This is a genomic window from Paraburkholderia haematera (assembly GCF_905220975.1).
Lineage (GTDB): Bacteria > Pseudomonadota > Gammaproteobacteria > Burkholderiales > Burkholderiaceae > Paraburkholderia > Paraburkholderia haematera.
The window spans coordinates 245,940-272,723 of the sequence record NZ_CAJNBK010000006.1; the positions used below are offsets into that span (position 1 = coordinate 245,940).

General features: G+C 61.8%; 23 protein-coding genes and 1 tRNA gene. 16 read left to right on the forward strand and 8 right to left on the reverse strand.

The window, feature by feature from the left end; genetic code table 11:
- The first annotated feature begins 44 nt into the window (after nt 1-44).
- Nucleotides 45-962 carry a transcriptional regulator GcvA gene (locus tag KHO23_RS14225; protein WP_211611867.1) on the forward strand — a complete coding sequence of 306 codons (918 nt, stop codon included), beginning with the start codon at nt 45-47 and terminating at the stop codon, nt 960-962.
- A 73-nt stretch (nt 963-1,035) separates the two neighbouring features.
- Here KHO23_RS14225 and KHO23_RS14230 read toward each other — a convergent pair whose 3' ends face one another.
- Nucleotides 1,036-1,779: an LOG family protein gene (locus KHO23_RS14230; RefSeq protein WP_063498463.1), complete on the reverse strand. Its 744-nt coding sequence runs from the start codon at nt 1,777-1,779 to the stop codon at nt 1,036-1,038.
- A 1-nt stretch (nt 1,780) separates the two neighbouring features.
- Between KHO23_RS14230 and polA the strand changes: the two genes are divergently transcribed.
- From polA to KHO23_RS14245, 3 genes are all read left to right on the forward strand, one after another.
- Nucleotides 1,781-4,522 (forward strand): DNA polymerase I, encoded by a 2,742-nt coding sequence (gene polA, locus KHO23_RS14235; RefSeq protein ID WP_211611868.1) that lies wholly within the window; start codon nt 1,781-1,783, stop codon nt 4,520-4,522.
- Nucleotides 4,523-4,699: 177 nt separating this feature from the next.
- The gene (locus KHO23_RS14240; protein ID WP_211611869.1) at nt 4,700-6,049 is read left to right on the forward strand and encodes an NAD(P)/FAD-dependent oxidoreductase; all 1,350 of its coding nucleotides are present in this window, start codon (nt 4,700-4,702) and stop codon (nt 6,047-6,049) included.
- 90 nt (nt 6,050-6,139) lie between these two features.
- On the forward strand, nt 6,140-7,012 hold the full coding sequence (locus tag KHO23_RS14245; protein ID WP_211611870.1) for a dienelactone hydrolase family protein: 873 nt from the start codon (nt 6,140-6,142) through the stop codon (nt 7,010-7,012).
- Here KHO23_RS14245 and KHO23_RS14250 read toward each other — a convergent pair.
- Nucleotides 7,009-7,878 carry a sulfurtransferase gene (locus KHO23_RS14250; protein WP_211611871.1) on the reverse strand — a complete coding sequence of 290 codons (870 nt, stop codon included), beginning with the start codon at nt 7,876-7,878 and terminating at the stop codon, nt 7,009-7,011. The two genes, KHO23_RS14245 and KHO23_RS14250, sit on opposite strands and share 4 nt — an antisense overlap.
- A gap of 335 nt (nt 7,879-8,213) precedes the next feature.
- The gene (locus KHO23_RS14255; protein ID WP_211611872.1) at nt 8,214-9,320 is read right to left on the reverse strand and encodes an aromatic ring-hydroxylating oxygenase subunit alpha; all 1,107 of its coding nucleotides are present in this window, start codon (nt 9,318-9,320) and stop codon (nt 8,214-8,216) included.
- Nucleotides 9,321-9,607: 287 nt separating this feature from the next.
- On the opposite strand from KHO23_RS14255, the gene KHO23_RS14260 reads away from it, so the two are divergent.
- From KHO23_RS14260 to folE2, 4 genes are all read left to right on the forward strand, one after another.
- Nucleotides 9,608-9,916, forward strand: coding sequence for an exodeoxyribonuclease VII small subunit (locus KHO23_RS14260; RefSeq protein WP_211611873.1), 309 nt, complete (start codon nt 9,608-9,610; stop codon nt 9,914-9,916).
- A complete protein-coding gene (locus KHO23_RS14265; RefSeq protein WP_211611874.1) occupies nt 9,913-10,794 on the forward strand; it encodes a polyprenyl synthetase family protein in 882 nt (293 codons plus the stop codon). Before KHO23_RS14260 ends, KHO23_RS14265 begins: the two co-directional genes overlap by 4 nt.
- 85 nt (nt 10,795-10,879) lie before the next feature.
- On the forward strand, nt 10,880-12,787 hold the full coding sequence (dxs, locus tag KHO23_RS14270; protein ID WP_211611875.1) for a 1-deoxy-D-xylulose-5-phosphate synthase: 1,908 nt from the start codon (nt 10,880-10,882) through the stop codon (nt 12,785-12,787).
- A 317-nt stretch (nt 12,788-13,104) separates the two neighbouring features.
- Complete coding sequence (gene folE2, locus KHO23_RS14275) at nt 13,105-13,911, forward strand: GTP cyclohydrolase FolE2 (protein ID WP_211611876.1); 807 nt, start codon at nt 13,105-13,107, stop codon at nt 13,909-13,911.
- 74 nt (nt 13,912-13,985) lie between these two features.
- On the opposite strand, the gene tsaD is transcribed toward folE2, so the two are convergent.
- Nucleotides 13,986-15,014 carry a tRNA (adenosine(37)-N6)-threonylcarbamoyltransferase complex transferase subunit TsaD gene (tsaD, locus tag KHO23_RS14280; protein WP_211611970.1) on the reverse strand — a complete coding sequence of 343 codons (1,029 nt, stop codon included), beginning with the start codon at nt 15,012-15,014 and terminating at the stop codon, nt 13,986-13,988.
- Between the two features lie 121 nt (nt 15,015-15,135).
- Here tsaD and KHO23_RS14285 point away from each other — a divergent pair, with 121 nt between their 5' ends.
- The 8 genes from KHO23_RS14285 (at nt 15,136) to KHO23_RS14320 (ending at nt 24,509) form a co-directional block, all read left to right on the forward strand.
- Nucleotides 15,136-16,353: a BaiN/RdsA family NAD(P)/FAD-dependent oxidoreductase gene (locus tag KHO23_RS14285; protein WP_211611877.1), complete on the forward strand. Its 1,218-nt coding sequence runs from the start codon at nt 15,136-15,138 to the stop codon at nt 16,351-16,353.
- Between the two features lie 68 nt (nt 16,354-16,421).
- On the forward strand, nt 16,422-16,634 hold the full coding sequence (gene rpsU, locus KHO23_RS14290) for a 30S ribosomal protein S21 (protein ID WP_115778899.1): 213 nt from the start codon (nt 16,422-16,424) through the stop codon (nt 16,632-16,634).
- A 249-nt stretch (nt 16,635-16,883) separates the two neighbouring features.
- Nucleotides 16,884-17,330: a GatB/YqeY domain-containing protein gene (locus KHO23_RS14295; protein WP_028196181.1), complete on the forward strand. Its 447-nt coding sequence runs from the start codon at nt 16,884-16,886 to the stop codon at nt 17,328-17,330.
- A 78-nt stretch (nt 17,331-17,408) separates the two neighbouring features.
- Entirely contained in the window at nt 17,409-19,277 is a 1,869-nt protein-coding gene (gene dnaG / locus KHO23_RS14300; protein ID WP_211611878.1) for a DNA primase, read from the forward strand.
- A 93-nt stretch (nt 19,278-19,370) separates the two neighbouring features.
- Nucleotides 19,371-21,761: an RNA polymerase sigma factor RpoD gene (gene rpoD, locus KHO23_RS14305; RefSeq protein WP_211611879.1), complete on the forward strand. Its 2,391-nt coding sequence runs from the start codon at nt 19,371-19,373 to the stop codon at nt 21,759-21,761.
- A gap of 153 nt (nt 21,762-21,914) precedes the next feature.
- Nucleotides 21,915-22,002, forward strand: a tRNA-Ile gene (locus KHO23_RS14310).
- Between the two features lie 408 nt (nt 22,003-22,410).
- The gene (locus KHO23_RS14315; RefSeq protein ID WP_211611880.1) at nt 22,411-23,337 is read left to right on the forward strand and encodes a LysR family transcriptional regulator; all 927 of its coding nucleotides are present in this window, start codon (nt 22,411-22,413) and stop codon (nt 23,335-23,337) included.
- 236 nt (nt 23,338-23,573) lie between these two features.
- A complete protein-coding gene (locus KHO23_RS14320; RefSeq protein ID WP_211611881.1) occupies nt 23,574-24,509 on the forward strand; it encodes a LysR family transcriptional regulator in 936 nt (311 codons plus the stop codon).
- 128 nt (nt 24,510-24,637) lie between these two features.
- Here KHO23_RS14320 and KHO23_RS14325 read toward each other — a convergent pair whose 3' ends face one another.
- The 4 genes from KHO23_RS14325 to KHO23_RS14340 form a co-directional block, all read right to left on the reverse strand.
- Complete coding sequence (locus KHO23_RS14325) at nt 24,638-25,057, reverse strand: organic hydroperoxide resistance protein (protein ID WP_211611882.1); 420 nt, start codon at nt 25,055-25,057, stop codon at nt 24,638-24,640.
- A gap of 313 nt (nt 25,058-25,370) precedes the next feature.
- A complete protein-coding gene (locus KHO23_RS14330) occupies nt 25,371-25,601 on the reverse strand; it encodes a tautomerase family protein (protein ID WP_211611883.1) in 231 nt (76 codons plus the stop codon).
- A gap of 60 nt (nt 25,602-25,661) precedes the next feature.
- Nucleotides 25,662-26,372 carry an SDR family NAD(P)-dependent oxidoreductase gene (locus KHO23_RS14335; protein WP_211611884.1) on the reverse strand — a complete coding sequence of 237 codons (711 nt, stop codon included), beginning with the start codon at nt 26,370-26,372 and terminating at the stop codon, nt 25,662-25,664.
- Nucleotide 26,373: 1 nt separating this feature from the next.
- Entirely contained in the window at nt 26,374-26,766 is a 393-nt protein-coding gene (locus KHO23_RS14340) for a hypothetical protein (RefSeq protein ID WP_211611885.1), read from the reverse strand.
- Nucleotides 26,767-26,784: the final 18 nt, after the last annotated feature.

Genomic DNA, 26,784 nt, shown 5'->3' on the forward strand with positions numbered 1-26,784 from the left:
CAAAACGATTTTTGAGCGCGCCTTTGTGATCTAGAATCACAAGCATGGCTCGTCAACTTCCTCCTTTTCCTGCGCTGCGCGCCTTCGAAGCTGCGGCGCGGCATGAAAGCTTCACCGCCGCGGCGAACGAATTGCATGTGACGCACGGTGCAATCAGCCGGCAAGTCGCGGCGTTTGAAATGTGGCTCGGCGTGCAGGTGTTCCATCGCCGCGGCAAGCGCGTGCGTCTGACCGACGACGGCCGCCGCTATCTGGCGACGGTGCAGGCCGCATTCGACAGCATCGCGCTGGCCACGGACCAATTGCGCGATACGGGCGTCGTGCACGTTTTAAGAGTGAATGCTCTGCCGACCTTCGCGATGAAATGGCTGCTGCCGCGGCTTCATCATTTCCAGCGCAAGGTGCCGAATGCAGAGCTGCGCTTGTCGACTTCAAACGCGCCGGTCGAAACGCTGGACAGCTTTGACGTCGCGGTGCGGCGTGGTCCCGCGCATTGGCCGAACTGCGTGAGCGGCCATTTCCTGGGTGAGAGCGAGATTCCAGTGTGCAGTCCCGCGCTCCTGCAACGCTCGCCCATCAACATGGCCGACGATCTCGCGAAGCATGTGCTGCTGCATTCCGACACGCGTCCCGATGCCTGGGGCAACTGGTTATCCGCCGCTGGCGTAACGGCGAATTGCCGGAAGAAGCAGTCATTCGATCACTTCTATCTGGCCTTGCAAGCTGCGGTGGATGGCCTCGGTGTGGCGCTCGGCCCGTTGCCTTTGCTCGCGGATGAGCTGGCATCGGGAAGACTTGTCGTGCCGTTGGCCGGCCCGCGTATCGATGCACGCGGCTATTGGTGGGTGGCGAGGCGGGAGGTTGCGCAGGCGCCGCTAGTGGCGCAGTTCTGCGAATGGTTGCAAGCGCAGGGTGATCAGACCGACTTAGCGGAAGCGAGCGACCTGGAGGCCGCCCGCTAGAACTCGCGCGCGTTGTTCAATGCACATTCAACAACGCATACTTAATTCGCGCACGGGGCGCGAAGGTTCAGCATTACAGATAGAACATCCGGTCTTCATCCGATTTGACCGGATGCGGTTCGGCTTCTTCGCGGTCTTCGTAGAACTTCAACACCGCTTCGAGTACCTGGTCCGGATCGTCGATCACCTGCATCAAGTCCATATCCGTCGGATTGATCAGGCCCATCGGCGTGAGCGAGTTCTTGAACCATGCAAGCAGGCCTTCCCAGAACTCGCCGCCCACCAGAATGATCGGCACGTGGCGCGACTTCTTGGTTTGAATCAGCGTGAGGACTTCAGCGAGCTCGTCTAGCGTGCCGAAGCCACCCGGCATGACGATCACCGCGTCCGAGTTCTTCACGAACGTGACCTTGCGCGTGAAGAAATGGCGGAAACGCAGCGAGATGTCCTGCCACTGATTGCCCGATTGCTCGTGCGGCAGTTCGATGTTCAGGCCGACCGATGGGGCCTTGCCCGCATGGGCGCCCTTGTTGGCCGCCTCCATGATGCCGGGGCCGCCGCCCGAGATGACAGCGAAGCCCGCGTCCGACAACTTGCGCGCGATTTGCGTAGCAAGTTTGTAATACGGCGAGTTCGGTTTCAGGCGCGCTGAACCATAGATGCTGACAGCCGGACGAATCTCCGAGAGGTACTCGGTCGCCTCGATAAACTCTGCCATAATCGTGAACATCTGCCACGATGCGCGGGCCTTCTTAGCCGTTGCGCGCTCTTGATCTGCGAGTGATCGCAGACTCGGAATCACTTTTCTCTTAGTCATAATGCCTGAAGAACGAAGCCTAGAAGGTAAGACCCTGCTATTGGTCGACGGTTCGAGTTATCTGTACCGGGCCTATCATGCGATGCCTGATCTGCGCGGACCCGAGGGTGGTCCGACGGGTGCGCTCTATGGAATGATCAATATGCTGCGGCGCATGCGCAAGGAAGTCACAGCAGAGTATAGCGCGTGCGTGTTCGACGCCAAGGGCAAAACGTTCCGCGACGACTGGTATGCCGACTATAAGGCGAACCGCCCGTCGATGCCGGACGACCTCTCGCGTCAGATCGAGCCGATTCACGTCGCCGTGCGTGCGCTCGGCTGGCCGCTCCTGATGATCGAGGGCGTGGAAGCTGACGACGTGATCGGCACGCTCAGCACCGAGGCGGAAAAACGCGGCATGAACGTGATCGTGTCGACTGGGGACAAGGATCTGGCGCAGCTCGTGTCGGATCATGTCACCCTCATCAATACGATGACGAACGAGAAGCTCGACCGCGAAGGCGTGATCGCCAAATTCGGCGTGCCGCCGGAGCGCATCATCGACTACCTGTCGCTGATTGGAGACACCGTCGATAACGTGCCAGGCGTCGACAAATGCGGGCCGAAAACGGCAATCAAATGGCTGACGCAGTACGAGACACTCGATGGCATCGTCGCACATGCTGACGAAATCAAAGGTGCGGTAGGAGACAATCTGCGACGCGCGCTCGATTTTCTGCCGATGGCGAAGAAACTCGTCACCGTCGAGCGCCAATGCGATCTGACCGGCCATGTCGTGTCGATCGAAGAAAGCCTGCAAAGCCGGCCCGAATCTCGCGAGGAACTGCGCGACGTGTTCGCGCGCAACGGTTTCAAGACCTGGCTGCGCGAAGCGGAAAGCGCGGAAGCGGTGGAAGGTCCGGAGGCCGATGTGCCGCCGGCGCTCACCGTGGATCACGAACGTCACTACGACACCGTGCAGACCTGGGAACAGTTCGACGCCTGGCTTGAGAAAATCAACGCCGCCGAGTTGACTGCGTTCGATACCGAAACCACTTCGCTCGATCCGATGGTCGCGCAGATCGTGGGGTTGTCGTTCTCGGTCGAACCCGGCTATGCCGCTTATGTGCCGGTCGCGCATCGCGGTCCGGATGCACCCGTGCAACTGCCGCGCGACGAAGTCCTCGCGAAGTTGAAGCCGTGGCTGGAAAGCGCCGCGCACAAGAAAGTCGGCCAGCACATGAAGTACGACGAACAGGTGCTGGCGAACTACGGCATCGAAATGCGCGGCGTCGAACACGACACGCTGCTGGAATCGTACGTGCTCGAATCGCACCGCACGCACGACATGGACAGCCTCGCGCTGCGCCATCTCGGCATCAAGACAATCAAGTACGAAGAGGTCGCGGGTAAAGGTGCGTCGCAAATCGGCTTCGACGAAGTCGCGCTGGATAAGGCCGCCGAATACGCGGCGGAAGACGCCGACATCACCTTGCGCCTGCATCAGGCCTTGTATCCGCAAGTGGCCGCTGAGAAGACACTCGACTACGTGTATCGCGACATCGAAGTGCCCACCTCACGCGTCTTGCGCAAGATGGAGCGCACCGGTGTACTGATCGACGCGGAAAAGCTGCGCGCGCAAAGCAGCGAAATCGCCACGCGTCTGATTCAACTGGAAAGCGAAGCGTACGTGCTGGCCGGTGGCGAATTCAATCTGGGTTCGCCGAAGCAGATCGGTCAGATCTTCTTCGAGAAGCTCGAATTGCCGGTGGTCAAGAAGACCCCGAGCGGCGCACCGTCTACCGACGAAGAAGTGCTGCAAAAGCTCGCCGAAGATTACCCGCTGCCGAAGATCCTGCTCGAACATCGGGGCTTGTCGAAGCTGAAATCGACCTACACGGACAAGCTGCCGCGCATGGTCAACGCCACCACCGGCCGTGTCCATACGAACTATGCGCAGGCCGTGGCGGTCACGGGCCGGCTCGCGTCGAACGATCCGAACCTGCAGAACATCCCGGTGCGTACCGGCGAAGGCCGTCGCATCCGCGAGGCGTTTATCGCCCCGCCGGGCCACAAACTTGTCTCCGCCGACTACTCGCAGATCGAATTGCGCATCATGGCGCACATTTCCGGCGACGAATCGCTGCTGCGTGCGTTCTCGCAAGGCGAAGACATTCACCGCGCCACTGCGTCGGAAATTTTCAGCGTCACGCCGCTTGAAGTGTCGAACGATCAACGGCGTGTGGCGAAAGTCATCAACTTCGGCCTGATCTACGGCATGAGCGCGTTCGGTCTTGCCGCCAACCTTGGCATCACTCGCGATGCCGCCAAACTGTATATCGACCGCTACTTCGCGCGCTATCCGGGCGTCGCGCGTTATATGGACGAAACGCGTCTGAGCGCGAAGGCCAAGGGCTACGTGGAAACGGCGTTCGGCCGCCGCCTGTGGCTGCCGGAGATCAACGGCGGTAACGGTCCGCGCCGTCAGGCAGCGGAGCGCGCGGCAATCAACGCGCCGATGCAGGGCACGGCCGCCGACCTGATCAAGCTGTCGATGATCGCGGTGCAGAAGTGGATCGAAGAGTCGAAGGTCGGTACACGCATGATCATGCAGGTGCACGACGAACTGATTCTCGAAGTGCCGGACGCGGAATTGTCCGATGTACGCAAGCGCTTGCCGGAACTGATGTGCGGTGTCGCTGCGCTCAAAGTGCCGCTGGTCGCCGAAGTGGGCGCCGGCTTGAACTGGGAAGAAGCGCATTGACGTGAATATGACGGAGCGCTTGATAGTCGATAACGTCGTGCGCATGTCACATATGCGTATTGATAGCTTGTGACAACCCGTGTCGGTCGCGGACAATCGCCAGAACAGACGGCGCGCCTTTGATGTTCAAGGCGCGCCGTCGCGACGCACTACCCATCGGCAAATACGGAGAGTTCAATGCATCGATTTATCGTCGTTGGCGGGGGCGCGGGGGGACTGGAGCTGGCGACACGCTTAGGCGACCGCTATGCACGCAACAAAAACAAAAGCGGTATACGCGCGCAAGTGACGCTCGTCGACCGTAATCCAACCCATATCTGGAAGCCGCTGCTGCATGAAGTAGCAGCCGGCAGCATGGACCCGTTCACCCAGGAGCTCGAGTATGCGGCGCAAGCGCGCTGGCACGGCTTTGAGTTTCAGCAAGGCGATCTAACCGGTCTGGATCGTGCGAACAAGCGTCTCACGCTCGGCACCGTGCTCGACGACGACGGCGCAGAACTGTTGCCCGAACGCCAACTCGAATACGACACGCTGATCATCGCGATCGGCAGCACCACGGCGTTCTTCGGCGTGAAGGGCGCGCCCGAGTTTTCTCTCGCGCTCGATACGGTCAGCCAGGCGGAGCGCTTCCGCAAACGCCTGATCGCGGCCTGTATCCGCGCAGAACATCAGGTGCATGAACCCGTCGAATCGAATCCGGGCACCTCGCCTTCCTCCGAGCCACGCATCCAGGTGGCGATCGTCGGCGGCGGTGCGACGGGCGTCGAACTCTCAGCCGAGTTGCGCAATACGGCCCAGGTGTTGTCCGCGTACGGCTTGCATAAGCTCGATCCGCGGCACGACGTCGGCATCGTGCTGATCGAGGCGGGGCCGCGCATTTTGCCGGCCTTGCAGGAGCGTGTGTCGACGGCCACGGCCGAATTGCTCACCAAGCTCGGTGTGAAGCTGATGATCGGTGAAACCGTGGCCGAAGTCGCGCCCGGCATGATCCGCACGGCCAGCGGTAAAACCGTGCGTGCCGACCTGACGGTGTGGGCGGCGGGCATCAAGGCGCCCGCGATCCTGAGTGAGCTCGACGGCCTGCCGGTCAACCGTCTGGGGCAACTCATCGTGCGCCGCACGCTGCAAACCGAAGTCGACGACAACATCTTCGCGCTGGGCGATTGCGCGGCTTGCCCATGGCCGGGCAACGAGCGCAACGTGCCGCCGCGCGCGCAAGCGGCTCACCAGCAGGCGAGCTTCCTGATGAAGGCGCTGGCGGCCCGGCTCGAGAACAAGCCGCTGCCCGAATTTACCTATCGCGACTTCGGCTCGCTGGTGTCGCTCGGGCACTTCAGTGCGGTCGGCAATCTGATGGGCGGCGTGATCGGCGGCAATATGCTGATCGAAGGACTGTTCGCGCGCTTTATGTACATGTCGTTGTACAGGCTGCATATCGCGGCGCTGCACGGCTACGCGCGGATGGTGCTCGACACCTTCGCGCACTGGTTGCGGCGCACTACGCTGCCGCGGGTCAAGCTGCACTGAAGGCTGACCGCGCTTAAGAAGGTTGCATGTGCAACAGGATGCGGGTCAGGGGTATCCTGTTGCCTCCAATCTGCACTTGATGAGCGCCGCATGCTGAAACCTGACATCGACAGCCTGGTCCCGCACGTTCCCTTCAATCGCCGTACGTTCATCAAAGCCGCGCTTGGCACCGGATTCGCCGTGGCCGTGCTGCCGGTGTCGGCGCAAACCATCCATACCGATAGTGACGGTCTTGAGGCCGGCGAGATTGGCGTGCGTTCGGGCGATACGCTCGTGCCGGCCTATCGCGCACAGCCGAAGGGCAAGACGCATCTGCCGGTGATCATCGTGATCCATGAGGCGTTTGGTGTGCACGAGCATATTGCCGATGTATGCCGGCGCTTTGCCAAGCTCGGTTATCTGGCGATCGCGCCGGATCTGTTCGTCCGCGAGGGCGATCCGATGGTGCTGCCGACCATCCAGCAGATCAGCGATCAGATTCTCAGCAAGGTGCCGGACGAGCAGGCGCTGGACGACCTCGACGCCACCGTCGCATGGGCGGGCGAACACGGCGGCGATCTGAACCGGCTCGGCGTGAACGGTTTTTGCTGGGGTGGGCGGATTGCGTGGCTGTATGCGGAGCACAATCCGAGGCTCAAGGCCGCGGTAGTGTGGTACGGGCGCGTGGGCGGAGAGCACAGCGCAACCACGCCGGCGAACCCACTCGATCGTGTCGGCGATCTGCACGCGCCGGTGTTGGGGCTATACGGGCGGCAGGATCAGGGCATTCCGCAAGAGACGCTTGCCCAGATGAAGCAGGCCATCCCGCAAGGTCCGCAGGTGGGCCGCGGCTCGCAATTCGTCGTGTATGACGATGCGGGCCACGCGTTTTTCGCCGACTACCGGCCGAGTTACAGAAAGGCCGACGCCGAGGACGGCTGGCGGCGGGCGCTAGTGTGGTTCAAGCAGCATGGGGTCGCTTAAGGATTCGGACCCGTTGCAACCGGCCGCTTCGGATCGGAACTCCATTCGCTCCACGATCCCGCGTAGAGCGCCGCGCCATGCATGCCGGCGACCTCCATCGCGAGCGCGTTCATGCATGCCGTCACGCCCGAGCCGCATTGCAGGACGACGTGTTCCGGCGACGTGTCGCCCAGCAGCGCGTGGAATTCCTCACGCAGCGTGTGTGCCGGTTTGTAGCGTCCGTCGGCCGTGAGGTTGTCCTTGAAGAACCGGTTGAGTGCGCCCGGAATATGGCCGCCGACGCGATCTAGCGTTTCGTTCTCGCCGCGATAGCGATCGCTCGCCCGGGCATCGACCACGACGCGTTCTTTCGTGCCGAGATTGCGCTCGACGGTCTGCGCGTCGACGGTGACAGAAAGGGGCGCGCCTGCTTTGAAATCGCCTGTGTTTTGCGCCGGTGCGTCTTGTGTCAACGGGTGGCCGGCGGCTTGCCAGGCTTGCAATCCACCGTCGAGCAGTGCAACCGCGTCGTGGCCGAGCCAGCGCAGCAGCCACCATGCGCGCGCGGCATACATGCCACCCTGCGCGTCATAGGCAATTACCTGTTGACCCTGCTTGAGCCCGCGAGACTCCAGCGTTTCCACGAGCCGCGCGCGGTCCGGCAGCGGATGGCGGCCATTTTGGCCGTTCTTCGGCCCTGACAGATCGCGATCGAGATGCAGATAATGCGCGCCTGGCAAATGCCCGGCCAAGTAGGCTTTCTCGCCCGCCTCGGTGTCGGCCAGATCGAAACGGCAATCGAGGACGAACACGCTGCCGGGCGCTGCGGCCAGCCGTTCCGCGAGGTTTGTCGCGGAGATGAGGGTGGTGTAGTGAGTGTGCGGCATGACGTCTCCTATGTCGACCGGAGTTAGCGCTTTAGCGCTTACTCCGGTCCCATGCATCAGCGGTCGACCGGAGTTAGCGCTTTAGCGCTTACTCCGGTCCCATGCATCAGCGGTCGACCGGAGTTGGCGCTTTAGCGCTTACTCCGGTCCCATGCACGATGGTTGCGAAGCGGGCGATTGCGGCGCTTGCCCGGCGGCTTGGCGCCGCTAGCGAATGGCCGAACGGTACTGATAGTCTAAACAAAAAAAGACGGGCCGAAGCCCGTCTTTCCATGCTTTGATGCGCTTCGCGCAAGTTCCGGCTCAAACACCGGTCAATGCGGGCAGCGCGTGGATCAGATTGCGCCGAGTTCGCGCCGCAAGAATTCGTGGAAGTGCTGCATGCCGTCTTCCATCGGGCTCTGATACGGGCCGACCTGCGATTCGCCGCGTTCCATCAGCGCGCGGCGGCCTGCGTCCATGCGCTCGGCGATCTCGTCGTCTTCGCGGGCCGTTTCCATATAGGCGGCGCGCTCCGCCTCGATGAACTCACGCTCGAACAGCGCGATTTCCTCAGGATAATAGAACTCCACCACGTTGGTGGTTTTCTGCGGACCGCGCGGAATCAGCCATGAAACGACCAGCACGTGCGGGTACCACTCGATCATGAGACCCGGGTAGTACACCATCCAGATTGCGCCGAACTCGGGGGCCTTGCCCTCGCGGAAGCGCAGCACCTGGTCGTGCCACTTGCGATACGTCGGGCTGCCCGGCTGCTCGAGGCCCTTATGGACCCCGACCGTTTGCACGCTGTACCACTCGCCGAATTCCCATGTCAGGTTGTCGCACGAGACGAAGCTGCCGAGTCCCGGATGGAACGGCGCGACGTGGTAATCCTCGAGGTAGACCTCGATAAACGACTTCCAGTTGTAGTTGCACTCGTGCACTTCGACGTGATCGAACATGAAGCCCGAAAAATCGAAGTGTTGCTTGGTGCCGAGGCGCGCCAGATCCCGCGCGACGTCGCGCCCCTGCGCTTCGAACAGCAGGCCTTGCCAGTTCTGCAGCGGCGTGGCGCCGAGATTCAGGCAGGGGTTATCCGCAAAATGAGGTGCGCCGAGGAGCTGGCCGTTCAGATCGTACGTCCAGCGATGCAAGGGACAGACGATGTTCTCCGTCTGGCCGCGGCCGTTGAGCATGATGGCTTGCCGGTGGCGACACACGTTCGACAGCAGTTCGACTTGCGACTGCTGGTTACGGACGAGCACACGCCCTTCGCTCTCGCTGGGCAAAGCAAAATAATTCCCCGCTTCGGGCACCATGAGATCGTGGCCGATGTAGCGAGGACCTTTCTTGAAAAGGGTGTCGATTTCGCGCGTTAGAAGCGCTTCGTCAAAGTAAGCCGTGACTGGCAGCTGGCTGTGGACAGACCGCAACTGCAATGCATTGCTCAGATTGGACATTCCCACTCCCGTGAAGACGTGAAAGCAGTGAACAACCCAACCATCGATAGATTCGATTTAGGGAGCCCGCGATTATACCCGATTCCCCTTCCGTGGGGCGCTTAAGTGCCTGATTTGGGTAAAAAATGTCAAGGAAGTTCAAGGTTTTCGCCGCAGACCAATCGTTTTTTTTCTGCGAGACTGAGGGTCGGACACGGAGGGCGAAGGCGGGGCGCGGGCTGGCCTGCGGATCGGAAATGTTGCTTTTGCCGTAGAATGTCCGACTTGTTTTAATTTTGCGACTATTCATGGCGAAGACCGCGTCGAAAGATACTGCTGCCGCGTCTGCTGAAGGCGTCGATACCACGCCGCTGCCCGAGAACTACGAGGCGGCCCAGGCCGAGCTGGAGGGGCTGGTTGCACGCATGGAAAGCGGCAATCTCAGCCTCGAGGAGTCGCTCGCGGCCTACCGGCGCGGTGCGGCCCTCGTGGCGTTTTGCCAGCAGCAGCTCGAGAAAGTCGAGCAGCAGGTGCGCGTGCTCGATGGCGAGACGCTCAAGCCGCTGCCCGTGAATACCGCAGGCACAGCCGCTACTGAAAGCGGGGACGACCTATGACATTCGAACAATGGACACGTGCGGTACTCGAACGTGTCGAATCGGCACTAGAACACTATCTGCCCACGGAGGCGACCGAGCCGGCCAAACTGCACGAAGCCATGCGCTATGCGGTGCTGGGCGGCGGCAAGCGGGTGCGCCCGCTGCTGTGCCACGCGGCCGGCGAGCTGACCGGCGCGCGTCCCGAGTGCCTCGACGCGGCAGCGGCGGCGCTGGAAATGATCCACGTGTACTCGCTCGTGCACGACGACATGCCCTGTATGGACGACGACGCGCTGCGTCGCGGCAAACCCACGGTACACGTCAAGTATGACGAAGCCACAGCGCTGCTGGTTGGCGACGCGCTGCAAGCGCAGGCATTCGTCGCGCTCACGTCGGACGTGCTGGCGCCGGCGCAGCAGGCGTCGCTCGTGAAGGAACTGGCCTTGGCGAGCGGCTCGATCGGCATGTGCGGTGGGCAGGCCATCGATCTGGCGAGCGTCGGCCATACGCTGACGCGTCCTCAGCTGGAAACCATGCACCGGATGAAGACCGGCGCCTTGCTGCGTGCTGCGGTGCGCATGGGTGCGCTGGCCGGCGAAACGCCGAATGCGGACGCAATGCGTTCGCTCGACGCGTATGCGGCCGCTGTCGGCCTCGCGTTTCAGGTTGTCGACGATATTCTCGACGTCACGACCGATTCCGCGACGCTTGGCAAAACGGCGGGTAAAGACGCGAAGGACGGCAAGCCGACCTACGTGTCGATTATTGGGCTGGATGCGTCGCGTGCGCTTGCAGCGCAACTGCGCAGCGACGCTCATGCTGCGATTGCGCCGTTTGGCGCGCGCGCGCAGCGTCTTGCCGAATTGGCCGACCTGGTGGTGAACCGGGTTAGCTGAACGCGAAAGCCCGCCGCCGCGCACCTTTGCTACGGGGTGCATGTATGAAGTGCGGGCGCGTAAGTTTTCCTACAATGGAACGACGATGTACGACTTGCTGAAAACCATCGACGACCCGGCAGCCTTGCGCCGCCTCGATCGCCGCCAATTGCAACCGCTTGCCGACGAGTTGCGTGCTTTTGTGCTCGACAGCGTATCGCAGACGGGCGGCCATCTTTCGTCCAATCTCGGCACGGTCGAGTTGACCATTGCTCTGCACTACGTGTTCGACACGCCACGCGACCGGATCGTGTGGGACGTCGGCCATCAAACCTATCCGCACAAGATCCTGACCGGCCGCCGCGACAAGATGCACACGTTGCGTCAGCTCGGCGGCATCTCGGGCTTTCCGAAGCGCGACGAGTCGGAATACGACACCTTCGGCACCGCGCACTCCAGCACCTCGATTTCGGCCGCGCTCGGCATGGCGATCGCGAGCAAGCTGAAGGGCGAAAACCGCACGGGCATCGCCGTGATCGGCGACGGCGCGATGACGGCCGGCATGGCCTTTGAGGCGATGAACAACGCCGGCGTTGAAGATGACGTGCCGCTGCTGGTCATCCTCAACGACAACGACATGTCGATTTCGCCGCCGGTCGGCGCGCTCAATCGCCATCTGGCGCGCCTGATGTCAGGCCGCTTCTACGCTGCCGCGCGTGCGGGCGTCGAACGCGTGCTGCGCGTGGCGCCGCCTATGCTCGATCTGGCGCGCAAGCTCGAAGAGCACGCGAAGGGCATGATCGTGCCGGCCACGCTCTTCGAAGAGTTCGGTTTCAACTACATCGGCCCGATCGACGGTCACGACCTCGATTCGCTGATCCCGACCCTGCAGAACATCAAGGAACTGCGCGGTCCGCAATTCCTGCACGTCGTGACGAAGAAGGGCCAGGGCTACAAGCTGGCTGAAGCCGATCCGGTGCTATACCACGGTCCGGGCAAGTTCAATCCGGCCGAAGGCATCAAACCGGCCACCACGCCGTCGAAGAAAACCTACACGCAGGTGTTCGGCGAATGGCTGTGTGACGCGGCGGAACTGGACGCGCGCGTGATCGGTATCACGCCGGCCATGCGTGAAGGCTCGGGCATGGTCGAGTTCGAGAAGCGCTTCCCGGATCGCTATTTCGACGTCGGCATTGCCGAGCAGCACGCAGTGACGTTCGCCGGCGGTCTGGCCACGGACGGCATGAAGCCAGTGGTCGCGATCTACTCGACCTTCCTGCAACGCGCTTATGACCAGCTGATCCACGACGTCGCGCTGCAAAACCTGCCGGTGGTGTTCGCCATCGACCGCGCGGGTCTGGTCGGCGCGGACGGCGCCACGCACGCGGGCGCTTACGATCTGGCGTTTATGCGCTGCATTCCTAACATGACCGTGATGGCGCCATCGGACGAAAACGAATGCCGTCAGATGCTGTACACGGCGTTGCAACAGCCGAACCCGACGGCAGTGCGCTATCCGCGCGGCGCCGGCACAGGCGTGGCAACCGTCAAGCAAATGACGGCGCTGCCGCTTGGCAAGGGCGAGGTTCGTCGCGAAACGTCGCAACCGGCCGGCAAGCGGATTGCGATTCTGGCATTCGGCACGATGGTTGCGCCGTCGCTGGCGGCTGCTGAGCAACTGGACGCCACGGTGGCTAACATGCGCTTCGTGAAGCCGCTGGACGCCGAACTGGTCCGCCAGTTGGCCGAAACGCACGACGCCATCGTCACCGTCGAAGAGGGCTGCGTGATGGGCGGCGCGGGTTCGGCTTGCGTCGAAGCCCTGCTTGAGAGTGGGGTTATGCGGCCCGTACTACAATTGGGCCTTCCGGATCGCTTCATCGATCACGGGGATCCGGCCAAGCTGCTCGCCGCGTGTGGTCTCGACGCCGCAGGCATCGCCAAGTCGATTCGCGAACGCTTTCTTTCCAGCGGCGCGGTCGCCGGTCAATCCTCGGTGAAGCGCGTCGCTTAACGGCGTTGCGTGGCTGTGTCGATTGACTGAGTCGTTCAGCTGCTCCGCCGTGCGCTGTGCCGCGGCTATGGCGGCCATAGCAATCTCCAACTTGAATCGATGGGCCTTCGGGTCCATCATCCAACGCCGGCAGGGGCCGGCGTTCGCCGTTGCGTGCCCTGATTCGCTCGGCTGCTGAGCGCCCCCAGATCTGTCGCTTTGCGACACTCCCACACGGGGCGTTCCCCCAATCCCCAAAAGGGACTCCCTTCGGGGCGGGATTTCCCGCGGAGCTGAAAACGTGGGACGGCCCGGCGTTTTCTTGAAAGGACAAGAATATGAACCAGATGAACCCCGCCTTTGTGATGCCCGACGTGCAGAGCACGCCCGATACGCGTCAGATTCCGATTCAACGAGTCGGCGTCAAGGGTGTGCGTCATCCGTTGACGGTGCGCACGCAAGGCGGCGAAGTGCAGCCTTCTGTGGGCACGTGGAATCTCGACGTGCATCTGCCTGCCGATCAGAAGGGCACGCACATGTCGCGCTTCGTCGCGCTGCTGGAAGAGAACAAGGCCCCGCTCGAGGCGGCCACGTTCCGCACCATGCTCGCCGCGATGCTCGAAAAGCTCGAGGCCGAGGCGGGTCGTATTGAAGTGTCGTTCCCGTACTTCGTGAATAAGACCGCGCCGGTGTCGGGTGTACAAAGTCTGCTGGACTACGAAGTGACGTTGACAGGCGAGACTCGCAACGGTGCGACACGTCTGTTCCTTAAAGTACTGGTGCCGGTCACGAGCCTGTGCCCATGCTCGAAGAAGATTTCGCAGTACGGTGCGCACAACCAGCGTTCTCACGTCACGATCAACGCCGAGCTGGCGGACGACGTGGCAGTGGAAGAGTTGGTTCGTATCGCTGAAGAAGAAGCGTCGTGCGAACTGTGGGGCTTGCTGAAGCGTCCGGATGAAAAGTTCGTCACCGAGCGTGCCTACGAAAATCCGAAATTCGTCGAAGACCTGGTGCGTGATGTTGCCCAGCGTCTGAATGCGGACGAGCGTATTGTTGCCTATGAACTCGAAGCTGAGAACTTCGAATCGATTCACAATCACAGCGCGTATGCAGTGATCGAGCGGGATAAACGGGCGGCGTGATTGGCGTGTTCGAGATCGCTTGAATGAAAAAGCCGCTCAAAGAGCGGCTTTTTTACGCCATCAGGTCGCGACGCTCAGCGTGCGAGGGACGTCAGATCCCAGCGCGGCTTCACCGTGAACGCATAGTCTTTACCCGACTGATCGGGCCAGCGTTGCAATCGCAAAGCGCCGGCCAACGCGATCATCGCGCCGTTGTCCGTACACAGCGACAGGTCCGGGTAGTGCACGAAAAAATTGCGTTTCTTCGCCGCGGCAGAAAGCGCCTCGCGCAGTTGCCGGTTCGCACCGACGCCACCCGCGACGACCAGCCGGTTGAGCCTGGTTCTTTTGAGCGCGGCCAGTGATTTCGCCGCGAGCACTTCCACGGCCGCGTCGACGAAACCGCGCGCCAGATCGGCTTTCGCCTGCTCGCAGATATTCGCGCCGCCCAGCTTTTTGGCATGCGTGAGGACGGCGGTTTTCAGGCCGCTGAAGCTGAAGTCGAGGTCACCGGAATGCAGCATCGGGCGCGGCAGGACGACTGCGCCAGGGGTGCCGAATTCAGCCATCCGCGACACTTCCGGGCCGCCCGGATAACCTAGGCCCAGGAGCTTGGCGGTTTTGTCGAAAGCTTCGCCGGCGGCGTCGTCCAGCGTTTCTCCGAGCGTCTCGTAGACGCCCACATCCGTCACACGCATCAGTTGCGTATGGCCGCCTGACACCAGCAGGGCGACGAACGGAAACGGCGGCGGCTCGTCCACCAGCAGCGGCGACAGCAGGTGCCCTTCGAGATGGTGGATGCCGATGGTCGGCTTGTCCCATGCCATGGCCAGCGAATTGGCGACGCTCGCGCCGACCAGCAGCGCGCCCGCGAGGCCTGGGCCCTGCGTATAGGCGATCGCGTCGATGTCGCTGCGCGCCGCACCGGCGCGCTCCATCACCTCTTCGAGCAGCGGCAGTGCGCGCCGGATATGGTCGCGTGACGCCAACTCCGGCACCACGCCGCCGTATTCCCGGTGCATCGCAATTTGCGAATGCAGCGCGTGCGCGAGCAGGCCGCGCTCTGTGTCGTAGAGCGCGAGACCGGTTTCGTCGCAGGAGCTTTCGATGCCGAGAACGAGCATGATGGGTGGTTTGAGCGGGCGCGCGAGTGAAGCCACTCCCGCTCCAAAAAGTGGAGAGGCAAGCCTCAAAGTATAGCAGCGCGGATAGTGTGCCGCAGACGCGCGGGTACAATGCGGCCCCATGGAATCCTTCGATATCGCAGTGATCGGCGCGGGCGCGGCCGGCATGATGTGCGCGGCCGTGGCCGGGCAACTCGGCCGTCGCGTGGTGCTGATCGACCACTCGCAGCGTCTCGCGGAAAAAATCCGCATTTCCGGCGGTGGCCGGTGCAACTTCACGAATCTGTACGCCGGACCGGCCAATTACCTGTCGGCCAACCCCCATTTCTGCCGTTCAGCGCTGGCGCGTTATACGCCGCGTGACTTCATGGCGCTCCTCAAGCGCCATCACGTGACGTGGCACGAGAAGCACAAGGGGCAGTTGTTTTGCGATCAGTCGAGCGACGCGGTCATCAACGTACTGAAGAACGAATGCGACGCGGGCCGCATTGCGTGGCGCACGCCGCTCGCGGTCGAGGAGGTGCGGCATGACGCCGAGGGACGGTTCACGCTGGACACCCACTCGGGCCCGATCGCAGCCCGCGCGCTCGTGGTGGCGACCGGCGGCCTGTCGATTCCCAAGATTGGCGCCACCGATTTCGCCTATCGCCTCGCCAAACAATTCGGCCACAAGCTGATCGACACTCGCCCCGCGCTGGTCCCGCTGACCTTCGCCCCGGCCGACTGGGAGCCGTTCTCGGCGCTCTCCGGCGCGTCACTCGAAGTGCAACTGGCGACCGGCAACAAGAAGACCGGCGCCGAGTTCAACGAAGACCTGCTGCTCACGCACCGCGGCCTGTCGGGCCCGGGGGTTCTGCAGATATCGAGCTACTGGCAGCCCGGCGAGCCGATTCACATCAATCTGCTGCCCGAGCGGGACGCCACGACCGCCTTGCTGGAAGCCAAAACCGGCACCAGGCGCCAGATCGCCAATCTGCTTTCGGAATGGGTGCCGCAACGGCTCGCCCACGTCTGGCTTGAAACCCATCAGATTCCCGCCGAGGCGCGCGTGGCCGATCTGCCGGACAAGACACTGCGCCGCGTCGGTGAAGCGTTGTCGCGCTGGACGCTCACCCCGAACGGCACCGAAGGCTACCGCAAGGCCGAAGTGACGCGCGGCGGTATCGACACGCGCGACCTGTCGTCGGCGACGATGATGAGCAGCCGCACACCGGGTTTGTACTTCATCGGAGAGGCGGTCGACGTGACCGGCTGGCTCGGCGGCTACAACTTCCAATGGGCCTGGGCCTCCGGCGTGGCAGCCGGCCAGGCGTGCTCGGAGTACGTTTTAGGGGCTTGACGGCGCATTAGCTTTGTGAGAAAGCTCTGCTATACTCCTGAACCTTTACAGCGTTCCGTTATTGAAAAATGACGACTGTCCACGTAAAAGACAACGAGCCGTTTGAAGTTGCCATGCGCCGCTTCAAGCGCACGATGGAGAAAAACGGGCTGCTAACGGAACTTCGCGCTCGCGAGTTTTACGAAAAGCCTACGGCCGAGCGCAAGCGCAAGAAGGCGGCTGCGGTTAAGCGTCATTTCAAGCGTCTGCGTGGCCAGATGCTGCCAAAGAAGTTCTACTGATTCTGGCGTTGCCGCGGTTCCCTTTGAACGGAGCGGCGACATCCAACGGTGACGGCCCAACTGGTGCCGTCGCGGAAAACACGGCCCTCCGGGCCAGCCGGCAGGGTCGCATCCACTACGCAAAATCGCGCCAACCCGCTTGAGGAAGCAGTCCCAAGCGGGCGTTTGTGCTGGATGCAGCGCGTTGATGCAGGGTATGGGTACGGTTAGCCGGCCGGTTTTTAAATTTTCAACGCATTCAGGTGAGTGATGAGTCTCAAGGACCAGATCAACGACGATATGAAAGCGGCCATGCGGGCGCGCGAGACCGAGCGTCTCGGCACGATCCGTTTGCTGCTCGCCGCGGTCAAGCAGCGCGAAGTCGACGAACGCGTCACCCTTGACGACGCGGCGATCACCGCCGTCATCGACAAGATGATCAAGCAGCGCAAAGACTCGATCAGCCAGTTCGAAGCCGCTGGCCGTACGGATCTCGCCGACAAGGAAAAGGCCGAACTGGCTATTCTGTCCGCCTATATGCCGGCGCAGATGTCCGAAGCGGAGATCGTTGCTGAAGTTCAGGCCGCGGTCGCGCAAACTGGCGCCGCCGGCCCGCAGGACATGGGCAAGGTGATGGGCGTGCTCAAGCCGAAGCTGGCCGGCCGTGCCGACATGACCGCTGTCTCGGCACAAGTCAAAGCCGCGCTCGCGAAGTAACTCCCGTATTTCCGGTCTGTGCGCGCCGTTGCTTGACGGCGCGCACAGCCTTGAGTTTTTTAGGTAGCGTCATTCACTGTGATTCCACCGTCATTCCTGCAGGACCTGCTCAACCGCGTCGATATCGTCGACGTGGTCGGCCGGTATGTGCAGTTGAAAAAGGGCGGCGCGAACTTCATGGGGCTGTGCCCGTTTCACAACGAGAAAAGCCCTTCGTTTACGGTTAGTCCGACTAAGCAGTTCTATCACTGCTTCGGCTGCGGCGCGCATGGTACGGCGATCGGCTTCCTGATGGAGCACGTCGGTTCCACGTTCCCGGAGGCGGTCAACGAACTCGCGCAATCGGTCGGGTTGACCGTGCCGAACGAGCCTTCCCCGGGATATGGCGGCGGTGGCTCCGGCGGGTATTCGCCGGCCGCGTCCAAGGCGGTGACCACGGCGCTGTCCGATGTCATGCAAACCGCATGCGACTACTACCGCAAGCAGCTACGCGGCGCGCCGGTTGCAATCCAGTATCTGAAGAAACGCGGCCTGACCGGCGAGATTGCCGCCCGCTTCGGCCTTGGCTATGCACCGGACGGCTGGCAGAACCTCGAGCCCGCATTCCCCAACTATCGGGACGACTCACTGGTCGAGTCGGGGCTTGTGATCGTCAGCGAAAAGTCGGATGCACAAGGTCAGAACCGCCGATACGACCGCTTTCGCGAGCGGATCATGTTCCCGATACGCAATGTGAAGGGGCAGGTGATCGGCTTCGGCGGGCGCGTGCTGGACGGCGGCGAGCCGAAATATTTGAATTCGCCGGAAACGCCTCTATTTAACAAAGGCAGCGAGCTGTACGGGCTGTTCGAGGCGCGTCTGGCCATTCGCGAACAGCACTACGTGCTGGTGGTCGAAGGCTACATGGATGTGGTCGCGCTGGCCCAATTGGGGTTCCAGAACGCGGTTGCCACGCTCGGGACGGCCTGTACACCGATTCATGTGCAGAAACTGATGCGCCAGACCGATACGGTTATCTTCAGTTTCGACGGCGATTCGGCAGGGCGCCGCGCCGCGCGCCGGGCGCTGGATGCCTGCCTGCCGCATGCGGCGGACAACCGGACCATCCGGTTCCTGTTTCTGCCGACCGAGCACGATCCGGACAGCTATGTGCGCGAATTCGGCACCGAAGCGTTCGCCGAGCAGGTCGAGCGTGCCATGCCGCTGTCGCAGTTCATGCTGAACGAGGTGCTGACCGGCAAGGAGCTGGACCAGCCGGAAGGCCGCGCCCGCGCGCTGTTCGACGCGAAACCACTGCTGCAGCAACTGCCGGCCAATGCGCTGCGCGCGCAGATCATGCATATGTTCGCCGACCGGCTCGATGTGCCGTTCGACGAAGTGGCCGCCTTATGCGAGGTCGACGCCCGGATTGCAGCGGCTGCCCGATCGGCTCCGGCCCGCAAGGACCGGCGGAGTGTGACCGGGATCGAAGAAAAGACACTGCGCAATCTGGTGATGTATCCGCGGACGGTGGCCGTGCTCGACGAGGAAGCCGAGCAGGCGCTTCTGAGCGTCACGCGGCACGGTGAGCTGTTCGAAGAAGTGACGACGCATGCGCGTGCGCTGGGCGATTCGGCGGAGTTTCAGTTGCTGTCCGACCTATTGCGAAACGGCGCGAATGCCCCAACTTTCGAGGAAATCTTTCGCAAAATTCTAGACTATGATGAAAATGTCCGGGATTTGCTGCTGAAGGACCCGGAGGATGCGACCGTCATCGAGGAGCGGCGCGAGCAGGAACGGATCGTGGGAGAGGAACTGAAAGCGGCGATTCTGAAGATGCGATACGACGCTTACTGTGATCGTCTCGAGCAGCTTTCGCGGCAATCCCGGCACACGCCGGAGGAGTTTGCGGAGCTGACGGGGCTGAATCAGAAGCGGGCTGAGATGAAGCGCCAGCTCGGGCTGTAAGCGGGATGGCAGGAACCTGGATGCTATAATAAAAGGTTTCTAGCGGTTTGTTTTTTCAATGGTTTTCCTAGCAAAGGCGAAAAGGCGATTGCGATGGCAAAGACACCAGGCGGAAAAAAAGCAACAGGCACAGGCTCGAACGAGCCGACCAGAAAGGTCACCGAGGCCAAGTTAGCTTCTTCCCCAAGAAAAACGTCTGCCGCAAGCGTCACACCTGCTGCCGGGAAGAAATCCTCGACCACTTCCGCTGCGCGAGCGGAGCCGGTCAGGGCGGCGAAAGCTGTACCACCACCGGCCGCAAAACGGCCGGATGTCAGAAGCGCAAGGGAAGCGCCTGCCGTGCAGGATGATGCGGTAGAGCGCGAGACTCCAGTATCCACGGTTCAACCGGCTGTTGCCCAACAGCCGCGAGTCGAGACTACAGCCGGTACGACGAACTCCATGACGAAAAAGCTGAACGAAACACCCGTCGATGACGATGCAACCCAAAGCGAGGAAACCCCTGCGGCCGTTCCCGGCAAGGTGGAAAAGGTCAAGGCTCGCGATCGTCGCGCAAAGGAAAAAGCACTGCTGAAAGACGCGTTCGCGTCGTCGCAGCCGGGCACCGTCGAGGAGCTCGAAGAGCGCCGCTCCAAACTGCGCGCGCTGATCAAGCTCGGCAAGGAGCGCGGCTTCCTCACGTACGCGGAAATCAACGACCACCTGCCGGACAACTTCACCGAGACCGAGGCGATCGAAGGCATCATCAGCACGTTCAATGACATGGGCGTGGCTGTGTATGAGCAGGCGCCGGATGCTGAAACGCTGCTCCTGAACGACAACGCACCCGCTGCTTCGTCTGACGACGAAGTGGAAGAGGAAGCGGAAGTCGCGCTCTCCACCGTCGACTCCGAATTTGGCCGCACCACCGACCCGGTCCGCATGTACATGCGTGAAATGGGTACGGTCGAGCTGCTCACGCGCGAAGGCGAAATCGAAATCGCCAAGCGGATCGAAGACGGCCTCAAGCACATGGTGATGGCCATCTCCGCCTGCCCGACCACGATCGCCGACATTCTGGCGATGGCTGAGCGCGTGGCGAACGAGGAAATCCGTATCGACGAACTGGTCGACGGCCTGATCGACGCCAACGCGGAAGATGCGGACGGCTTCTCGGCACAGGAAGCGGAAGCGATCGAAAGCGAAGACGAGGAAGCCGAGGAAGAGGAATCGGACGACGAGGAAGAAGACGACGGCGCCGCGCAAGCCACGGCCAACGCAGCGCAGATGGAAGCGCTCAAGCGTGCGTCTCTCGAGAAGTTCGCCATGATCAGCGAATGGTTCGACAAGATGCGTCGTGCGTTCGAAAAGGAAGGCTACAAGTCCAAGTCGTATCTGAAGGCGCAGGAAACGATTCAGAACGAACTGATGACGATCCGCTTTACCGCGCGTACCGTCGAGCGTCTGTGCGACACGTTGCGTGCGCAAGTAGACGAAGTGCGTCAGGTCGAGCGTCAGATCCTGCATACGGTGGTCGACAAGTGCGGCATGCCGCGTGCGGAATTCATCGCGCGTTTCCCGGGCAGCGAAACGGATCTGGAATGGGCCGACAAGATCGTCGGCGAAGGTCACGCGTATAGCGCGATCCTTACGCGTAACATTCCGGCCATTCGCGAACAGCAGCAACGCCTACTCGATTTGCAGGCACGTGTCGTGCTGCCGCTGAAGGACCTGAAGGAAACCAACCGGCAGATGGCGGCTGGCGAACTGAAGGCGCGTCAGGCGAAGCGCGAAATGACCGAGGCGAACTTGCGTCTCGTGATCTCGATCGCGAAGAAGTACACGAACCGTGGTCTGCAGTTCCTCGACCTGATTCAGGAAGGCAACATCGGCCTGATGAAGGCGGTGGACAAGTTCGAATATCGTCGCGGCTATAAGTTCTCCACGTATGCCACGTGGTGGATCCGTCAGGCCATTACGCGTTCGATTGCTGACCAGGCGCGTACGATCCGGATTCCGGTTCACATGATCGAAACGATCAACAAGATGAACCGCATCTCGCGTCAGATTTTGCAGGAAACCGGTCTCGAACCGGATCCGGCAACGCTGGCCGAGAAGATGGAGATGCCGGAAGACAAGATCCGCAAAATCATGAAGATCGCGAAGGAGCCGATCTCGATGGAAACGCCGATCGGTGACGACGACGATTCGCATCTGGGTGACTTCATCGAAGACAACAACACGGTTGCGCCGGCCGACGCCGCATTGCACGCCAGCATGCGCGATGTCGTGAAAGACGTGCTCGACTCGCTAACGCCGCGCGAAGCAAAGGTGCTGCGCATGCGTTTCGGTATCGAGATGAGCACCGATCACACGCTCGAAGAAGTCGGTAAGCAGTTCGACGTGACGCGTGAGCGGATCCGTCAGATCGAAGCCAAAGCGCTGCGCAAACTGCGTCACCCGAGTCGCTCGGACAAGCTGAAGTCGTTCCTCGAAGGGAATTGATCGAAGTTGGCGGTCGTGGGAAATGATGTGGCAGTTTGACAGGGGTCTCCCGGTTGTTTCGCTAGAGCGAAGCAGTTGCGGAGGCCCCTTTTTCGTGTAGTATGTCGGCCAATCAACGAATTGGCCCGGCACTCATGACCGGGTCTTTTTCTTGGGCCGGACGCCGTGCTGGTTGCAGGCAGCGGACTCATAATCCGCCTCCGAAAGGACACCGTCGGTTCGAATCCGACCCGGCCCACCAAAGGTTTCAGCGGTTTTGAACCCCAGTCGAGGATCACTGGCCATCGGCAGTGCGCCTATCCCGACACCCTCGCATCAAGCAGCCGCCAGTGCTTCTGCACGATTCACGCGAAACAGCATGGCCGGCAGCAGGAAACGCTCGGTCCCGTTTGCGCCCTCGAAGTCCCATCGGTGAGCCTGAAAGAAATCAAAAGAACATGCGCGCAACGATGACCCTCAAGGTCATCAATGCGTTGGGGCGTGTCGATACGCATCAGGCATCTCCTGGTAGTTTTGTGCGCGGTATCTCGCGGTTTGGCGGCGCGAAGACGTGATGGCGCAAGCGGCGCGCCGTCGCCCCCGTACGACGCGCCGCTGTCCCGCGTGCGGTAGACTCCGGGAGCAATTTATTTGTCGATCATGACGGTATATGGACCGAATCGATGCCATGAAGGTGTTCGTCGCGACGCTCGACGAGGGGAGTCTGGCTCGCGCGGGGCGCCGGCTCGGCCGCTCTCCCGCGGCGGTGAGCCGGGCCATTGCCTTTCTCGAAGAACATACGGGCACTCCCCTGTTGTACCGCACCACGCGCACGATCAAGCTGAGTGAAGCGGGTGAGCGGTATGCAGCGGCCTGCCGGCGCATCCTGGCCGATCTCGAAGAAGCCGATATGTTCGTGGCAGACGAACGCTCGGCACCACGAGGCATGCTGACCGTGACCGCACCGGTTGCGGCCGGCGAGGACATCTTGCGGCCGATCCTCGACGAGTTCATCGACCGTCACCCCACCGTATCGATACGGCTCCAACTCCTCGACCGTCCCGTCGGGCTGATCGACGAGGGGATCGACGTGGCCCTGCGCATTGCGCATCTCGCCGATTCGACGCTGGTTGCGATTCCCATCGGCGAAGTCCGTCGCGTCATCGTCGCGGCGCCCGGGTACCTGGCGAAACATCCCGCCATCAACGAACCGGCCGATCTCGCCGGACATCAAATCATTTCCATGACGCACTTTGGGCTGGATTCGTGGAGCTTCCCTCCGGCCGGCAAATCAGCGATTCCGCTGGTCGTCCAGTTCGTTCCGCGCTTCGTCGTCAATACGATTCGCGGCGCCGTGGCATCGGCAGTGGCCGGTCATGGCATTACGCGGATGTTTTCTTATCACGTGGCCGAAGAAGTCAACGCAGGGGCCCTGGAGATCGTCTTGCGCGATTGTGAGCATGCCCCGTTGCCTGTCAATCTTGTGACCCCTCACGGCCGCCTGTCCGCGCCCAAGGTGCGCGCTTTTGTCGACTTTGCGGCCCCGCGTCTGCGCGAGCAATTCGAGCAGATTCGGCAGATTACCGATGGCCATTAAATCGTCATACGGAAGAATGACTTTCGTCTGGCGGCGATTCTCCCGAACCGCGAACTAATCTACACTCGCCTCCAAAATCCACGCGTGTCCCGCGGGAATCGGGAGTTCGCATCGCGCGGGAGCCGCGCCCCCTTCGCTGGTTTCCGGCATGAGATTCGGGCACACTCGTTCATCCGGCGCTCGTCACGCGCGCAAGCACGCCGCGTATCAACTCGTTGGCGACGATAGAAAAGAACATGCAACGAAAATTCGACGATTTGTTGCTGGGCAGTATCGAGCTGTTCTGTCTGGCGGCGGAGCTTGGCAGCTTCACGTTGGCAGCGACCGCCGCAAGCGTCACACCGGCCGCCGTGAGCCGATCGGTCGCGCGACTGGAGGAGCGCCTCGGCGTGCGCCTCTTCGTACGGACGACGCGGCAGATCCGGCTGACCGATTCCGGCCGGCGCTACTTCGAGCAAACCCAGCAGGCGCTGTCTCAACTCGTCGATGCGGAACGTGAGGTGACGGGGCAGCAGACAACGCCCGCCGGCGTGCTGAGGATCAGCATGCCGACGCCGTACGGCCACTATCGCGCGCTTCCGCTGCTGCCGGCGTTTCGCGAGAAGTATCCGGAAGTGGAAGTCGAGACGCACCTGAGCAACCGGAACATCGACTTTGCCGACGAGGGATTCGATCTCGCGATTCGCGGCCGCGCGCCCGACGACTCGAGCCTGATCGCGCGCAAGCTGGAAGATGCGGAGCTCGTCGTGGTCGCGACGCCCGGATACCTGAAACGCGCGGGTACGCCGAAATCGATCGAGGAGCTGCAACTCCATGACTGCATACAGTTCGAGCTGCCAAGCAGCGGTCGCAACCTGATCTGGGCGTTTCGGGATGAATCCGGCGAAATCGACGTCGCGACGAAAGGCGGGTACGGGACGTCCGGCGACGTACTGTCCGGCGTGACACTTGCGCGCAGCGGCGCGGGCCTGTTCCAGACCTATCGCTTCATCGTCGAGCAGGATCTGCGCGACGGCCGGCTCGTCGAGGTGCTGCCCGGCAACGGCGGCTGTTCGCGGCCGTTCCTGCTGCTCTATCCGCATGGACGCTATCTCTCGTCGCGCGTCCGGGTGTTCGTCGATTTCCTCGTCGAACGTCTCACGCGTGTGTCGCCACGAACAAAGGCGCGATAAGCGAGGATTGTCCACGTCGCCACCGTAACCCGAGGTTGCAGCCTGCGTGGCGGCCGAATCCGGCCGCCCGACGGCGATCGCTTCTACGCTTTGACCGCGTTGCGATGCTGTACGTTGAAAGATCCGGGTTAGATCAGATTGATCGTGACCTCGATGTTGCCTCGCGTGGCTTTGGAATACGGGCAAGTCTGATGCGCGGCGTCCACCAGGGCCTGGGCGACATCGCGGTCCAGACCCGGCACGCTGACATTCAGGCGCGCCTGGAGGAAATAGGCGCCGTCTGTCGTGCCAAGATCCACTTCCGCGTCGACCGCCAGATCCGGTGGAAGCTTGATCTTCTTCGCGCCGGCTGCAAGTCCCATCGCGCCGATAAAGCACGCGGACCAACCGGCGGCGAACAATTGCTCCGGATTGGTGCCGCTGCCGGCGCTGCCGGGCGACGAAAGCGTGACGTCAAGACGGCCGTCGGAACTCCGTGCCGTGCCGTTCCGACCGCCGGACGAAACGTGCGTTTTGCCTGTGTAGATGACTTTTTCGATCTGGCTCATGATGTGTTCCTTGCTAGGTGACGATAGATTGATGTCGCATGCGAATGAATCGCATGCGACGCATTGTGGTGAGGATGTTCGGTGCTGTAAAGCGGTTTCGATTAAATCGCATGCGATGTATAATTTCACGCACACGCGATACATCGCCATCAGCGCGCTCCGCTCGAGGCGTCCCGTTCGATATCGCTTCCGTATCGCTTCCATATCGAATCGATCGCATCGTTAAGGATGCCGATGTCACAGATATCCAGAGAGTCGTCTTTTGCCCGGGCTGCGGCGGGGCCTGCGCCACCCGCATCCCGAGCGGTCCAGGTTATTTCAACGCTTTTTGCCTGCGATACTCGGGAACCGGCAGTCCGCCCCAGCCCCAGTTCTCCATCTCCACTTCTTCGATGACGACAAACGTGGCTTCGAGCGGCTTGTTCAGCACATCGAGCAGCAGGTGGCTCACGCCCTTGATGAGTTGAGCCTTTTCCTCCGCGGTGACAGAGTCGGCACCCGGTTTGGTGCCCTCACGGGTCACCTGAATCGTAACGATAGGCATGTCGGTTTCCTTGATCGTGATTGATGAAGAGGGCACCGCCTGGCAGCGCCCGGAGCGCGCTCAGTGACCGGCGATCTGGCCGCCGTCGACGTGCAGGATTTCGCCCGTCACGAACGGTGCCGAATCCAGATACACGATCGCATTGACGATGTCGCTCATTTCGCCCATGTGACCGACCGGATGCAGCGCGCCGAGTGCCGCGTGCGTTTCCGGCGCGTGCATCGGCGACTTGATGATGCCCGGTGCCACCGCATTCGCGCGAATCCCACGCTTGGCGTACTCGATCGCGAGCGACCGGGTCGCCGCGGCGATGCCGCCCTTGGTCAGCGATGCCAGCACCGAGGGCACGCCGTCGATCGCGTGGTCGACCAGCGTCGTCGTGATGCTGACCACGTGGCCGCTCGACTGCTTTTCCATCTGCGCTACCGCGAGTTGGGTGATGAAATGGAAGCCTGCGAGGTTCACACCGGTGACCGTTGCATAGTCTTCGGCGGTGTACTGGGTGAACGGCTTCGCGAGGAAGATGCCGGCGTTGTTGACCAGCGTGTCGACGCGGCCGAAGCGCGCGATCGCTTCATCAATCACACGGCGCGCGGTGGCCGGATCGGCGATGTCGCCGGCAACGGTGGCAATGTCCGGGTCATCGGACGGCTGAATGGTGCGCGACGTGGCGACGACCTGGTGGCCCAGCTTGCGGAATGCCTTGACTGTCTCCGCGCCAATGCCTTGCGACGCGCCGGTAACGACGATGACCTTCTTCGAATTGCTCATATCAAACCTCAGGATAAGTTGAGTTGGCTCTGTTTCTGACCGGGCTGACGTTGCCCTTGGGTGTGAATGTAGGCGCGTCGCCTCGAAACTCGAATACCCGCCATGGACAATCACTCTTGCGTACCAGGAACAAATCAAGGTCCGCGTAAAGCGCTACCGCATGTCTGGCGACGTCATTGGTGCGCAGAACGATATTGCGAAAGCCGTCCGGCGAATGCAGATAGCCCGGCGAGCGGGCCATGTGCACGGACGCTGCCAGCTCCCAGGTAAAACCTACGGAATCCTGATTGATATTGACCAATGCGTCGGCCGCGTCTTCTCCAGAGAGCACGTTGGCTTCGAAGGTGGGCTGGACAACCCGTTCACCTGGGAGCCGACGGTTGAGAAGTTCCACTGGCCCTCTATCGCAGCG

Excerpts from the sequence above, each read along its gene's own strand:
- KHO23_RS14225 (WP_211611867.1), top strand. The coding sequence starts at position 45 with ATGGCTCGTCAACTTCCTCCTTTTCCTGCGCTGCGCGCCTTCGAAGCT.
- KHO23_RS14230 (WP_063498463.1), bottom strand. The coding sequence starts at position 1,779 with ATGACTAAGAGAAAAGTGATTCCGAGTCTGCGATCACTCGCAGATCAA.
- polA (WP_211611868.1), top strand. The coding sequence starts at position 1,781 with ATGCCTGAAGAACGAAGCCTAGAAGGTAAGACCCTGCTATTGGTCGAC.
- KHO23_RS14240 (WP_211611869.1), top strand. The coding sequence starts at position 4,700 with ATGCATCGATTTATCGTCGTTGGCGGGGGCGCGGGGGGACTGGAGCTG.
- KHO23_RS14245 (WP_211611870.1), top strand. The coding sequence starts at position 6,140 with ATGCTGAAACCTGACATCGACAGCCTGGTCCCGCACGTTCCCTTCAAT.
- KHO23_RS14250 (WP_211611871.1), bottom strand. The coding sequence starts at position 7,878 with ATGCCGCACACTCACTACACCACCCTCATCTCCGCGACAAACCTCGCG.
- KHO23_RS14255 (WP_211611872.1), bottom strand. The coding sequence starts at position 9,320 with ATGTCCAATCTGAGCAATGCATTGCAGTTGCGGTCTGTCCACAGCCAG.
- KHO23_RS14260 (WP_211611873.1), top strand. The coding sequence starts at position 9,608 with ATGGCGAAGACCGCGTCGAAAGATACTGCTGCCGCGTCTGCTGAAGGC.
- KHO23_RS14265 (WP_211611874.1), top strand. The coding sequence starts at position 9,913 with ATGACATTCGAACAATGGACACGTGCGGTACTCGAACGTGTCGAATCG.
- dxs (WP_211611875.1), top strand. The coding sequence starts at position 10,880 with ATGTACGACTTGCTGAAAACCATCGACGACCCGGCAGCCTTGCGCCGC.
- folE2 (WP_211611876.1), top strand. The coding sequence starts at position 13,105 with ATGAACCAGATGAACCCCGCCTTTGTGATGCCCGACGTGCAGAGCACG.
- tsaD (WP_211611970.1), bottom strand. The coding sequence starts at position 15,014 with ATGCTCGTTCTCGGCATCGAAAGCTCCTGCGACGAAACCGGTCTCGCG.
- KHO23_RS14285 (WP_211611877.1), top strand. The coding sequence starts at position 15,136 with ATGGAATCCTTCGATATCGCAGTGATCGGCGCGGGCGCGGCCGGCATG.
- rpsU (WP_115778899.1), top strand. The coding sequence starts at position 16,422 with ATGACGACTGTCCACGTAAAAGACAACGAGCCGTTTGAAGTTGCCATG.
- KHO23_RS14295 (WP_028196181.1), top strand. The coding sequence starts at position 16,884 with ATGAGTCTCAAGGACCAGATCAACGACGATATGAAAGCGGCCATGCGG.
- rpoD (WP_211611879.1), top strand. The coding sequence starts at position 19,371 with ATGGCAAAGACACCAGGCGGAAAAAAAGCAACAGGCACAGGCTCGAAC.
- KHO23_RS14315 (WP_211611880.1), top strand. The coding sequence starts at position 22,411 with ATGGACCGAATCGATGCCATGAAGGTGTTCGTCGCGACGCTCGACGAG.
- KHO23_RS14320 (WP_211611881.1), top strand. The coding sequence starts at position 23,574 with ATGCAACGAAAATTCGACGATTTGTTGCTGGGCAGTATCGAGCTGTTC.
- KHO23_RS14325 (WP_211611882.1), bottom strand. The coding sequence starts at position 25,057 with ATGAGCCAGATCGAAAAAGTCATCTACACAGGCAAAACGCACGTTTCG.
- KHO23_RS14330 (WP_211611883.1), bottom strand. The coding sequence starts at position 25,601 with ATGCCTATCGTTACGATTCAGGTGACCCGTGAGGGCACCAAACCGGGT.
- KHO23_RS14335 (WP_211611884.1), bottom strand. The coding sequence starts at position 26,372 with ATGAGCAATTCGAAGAAGGTCATCGTCGTTACCGGCGCGTCGCAAGGC.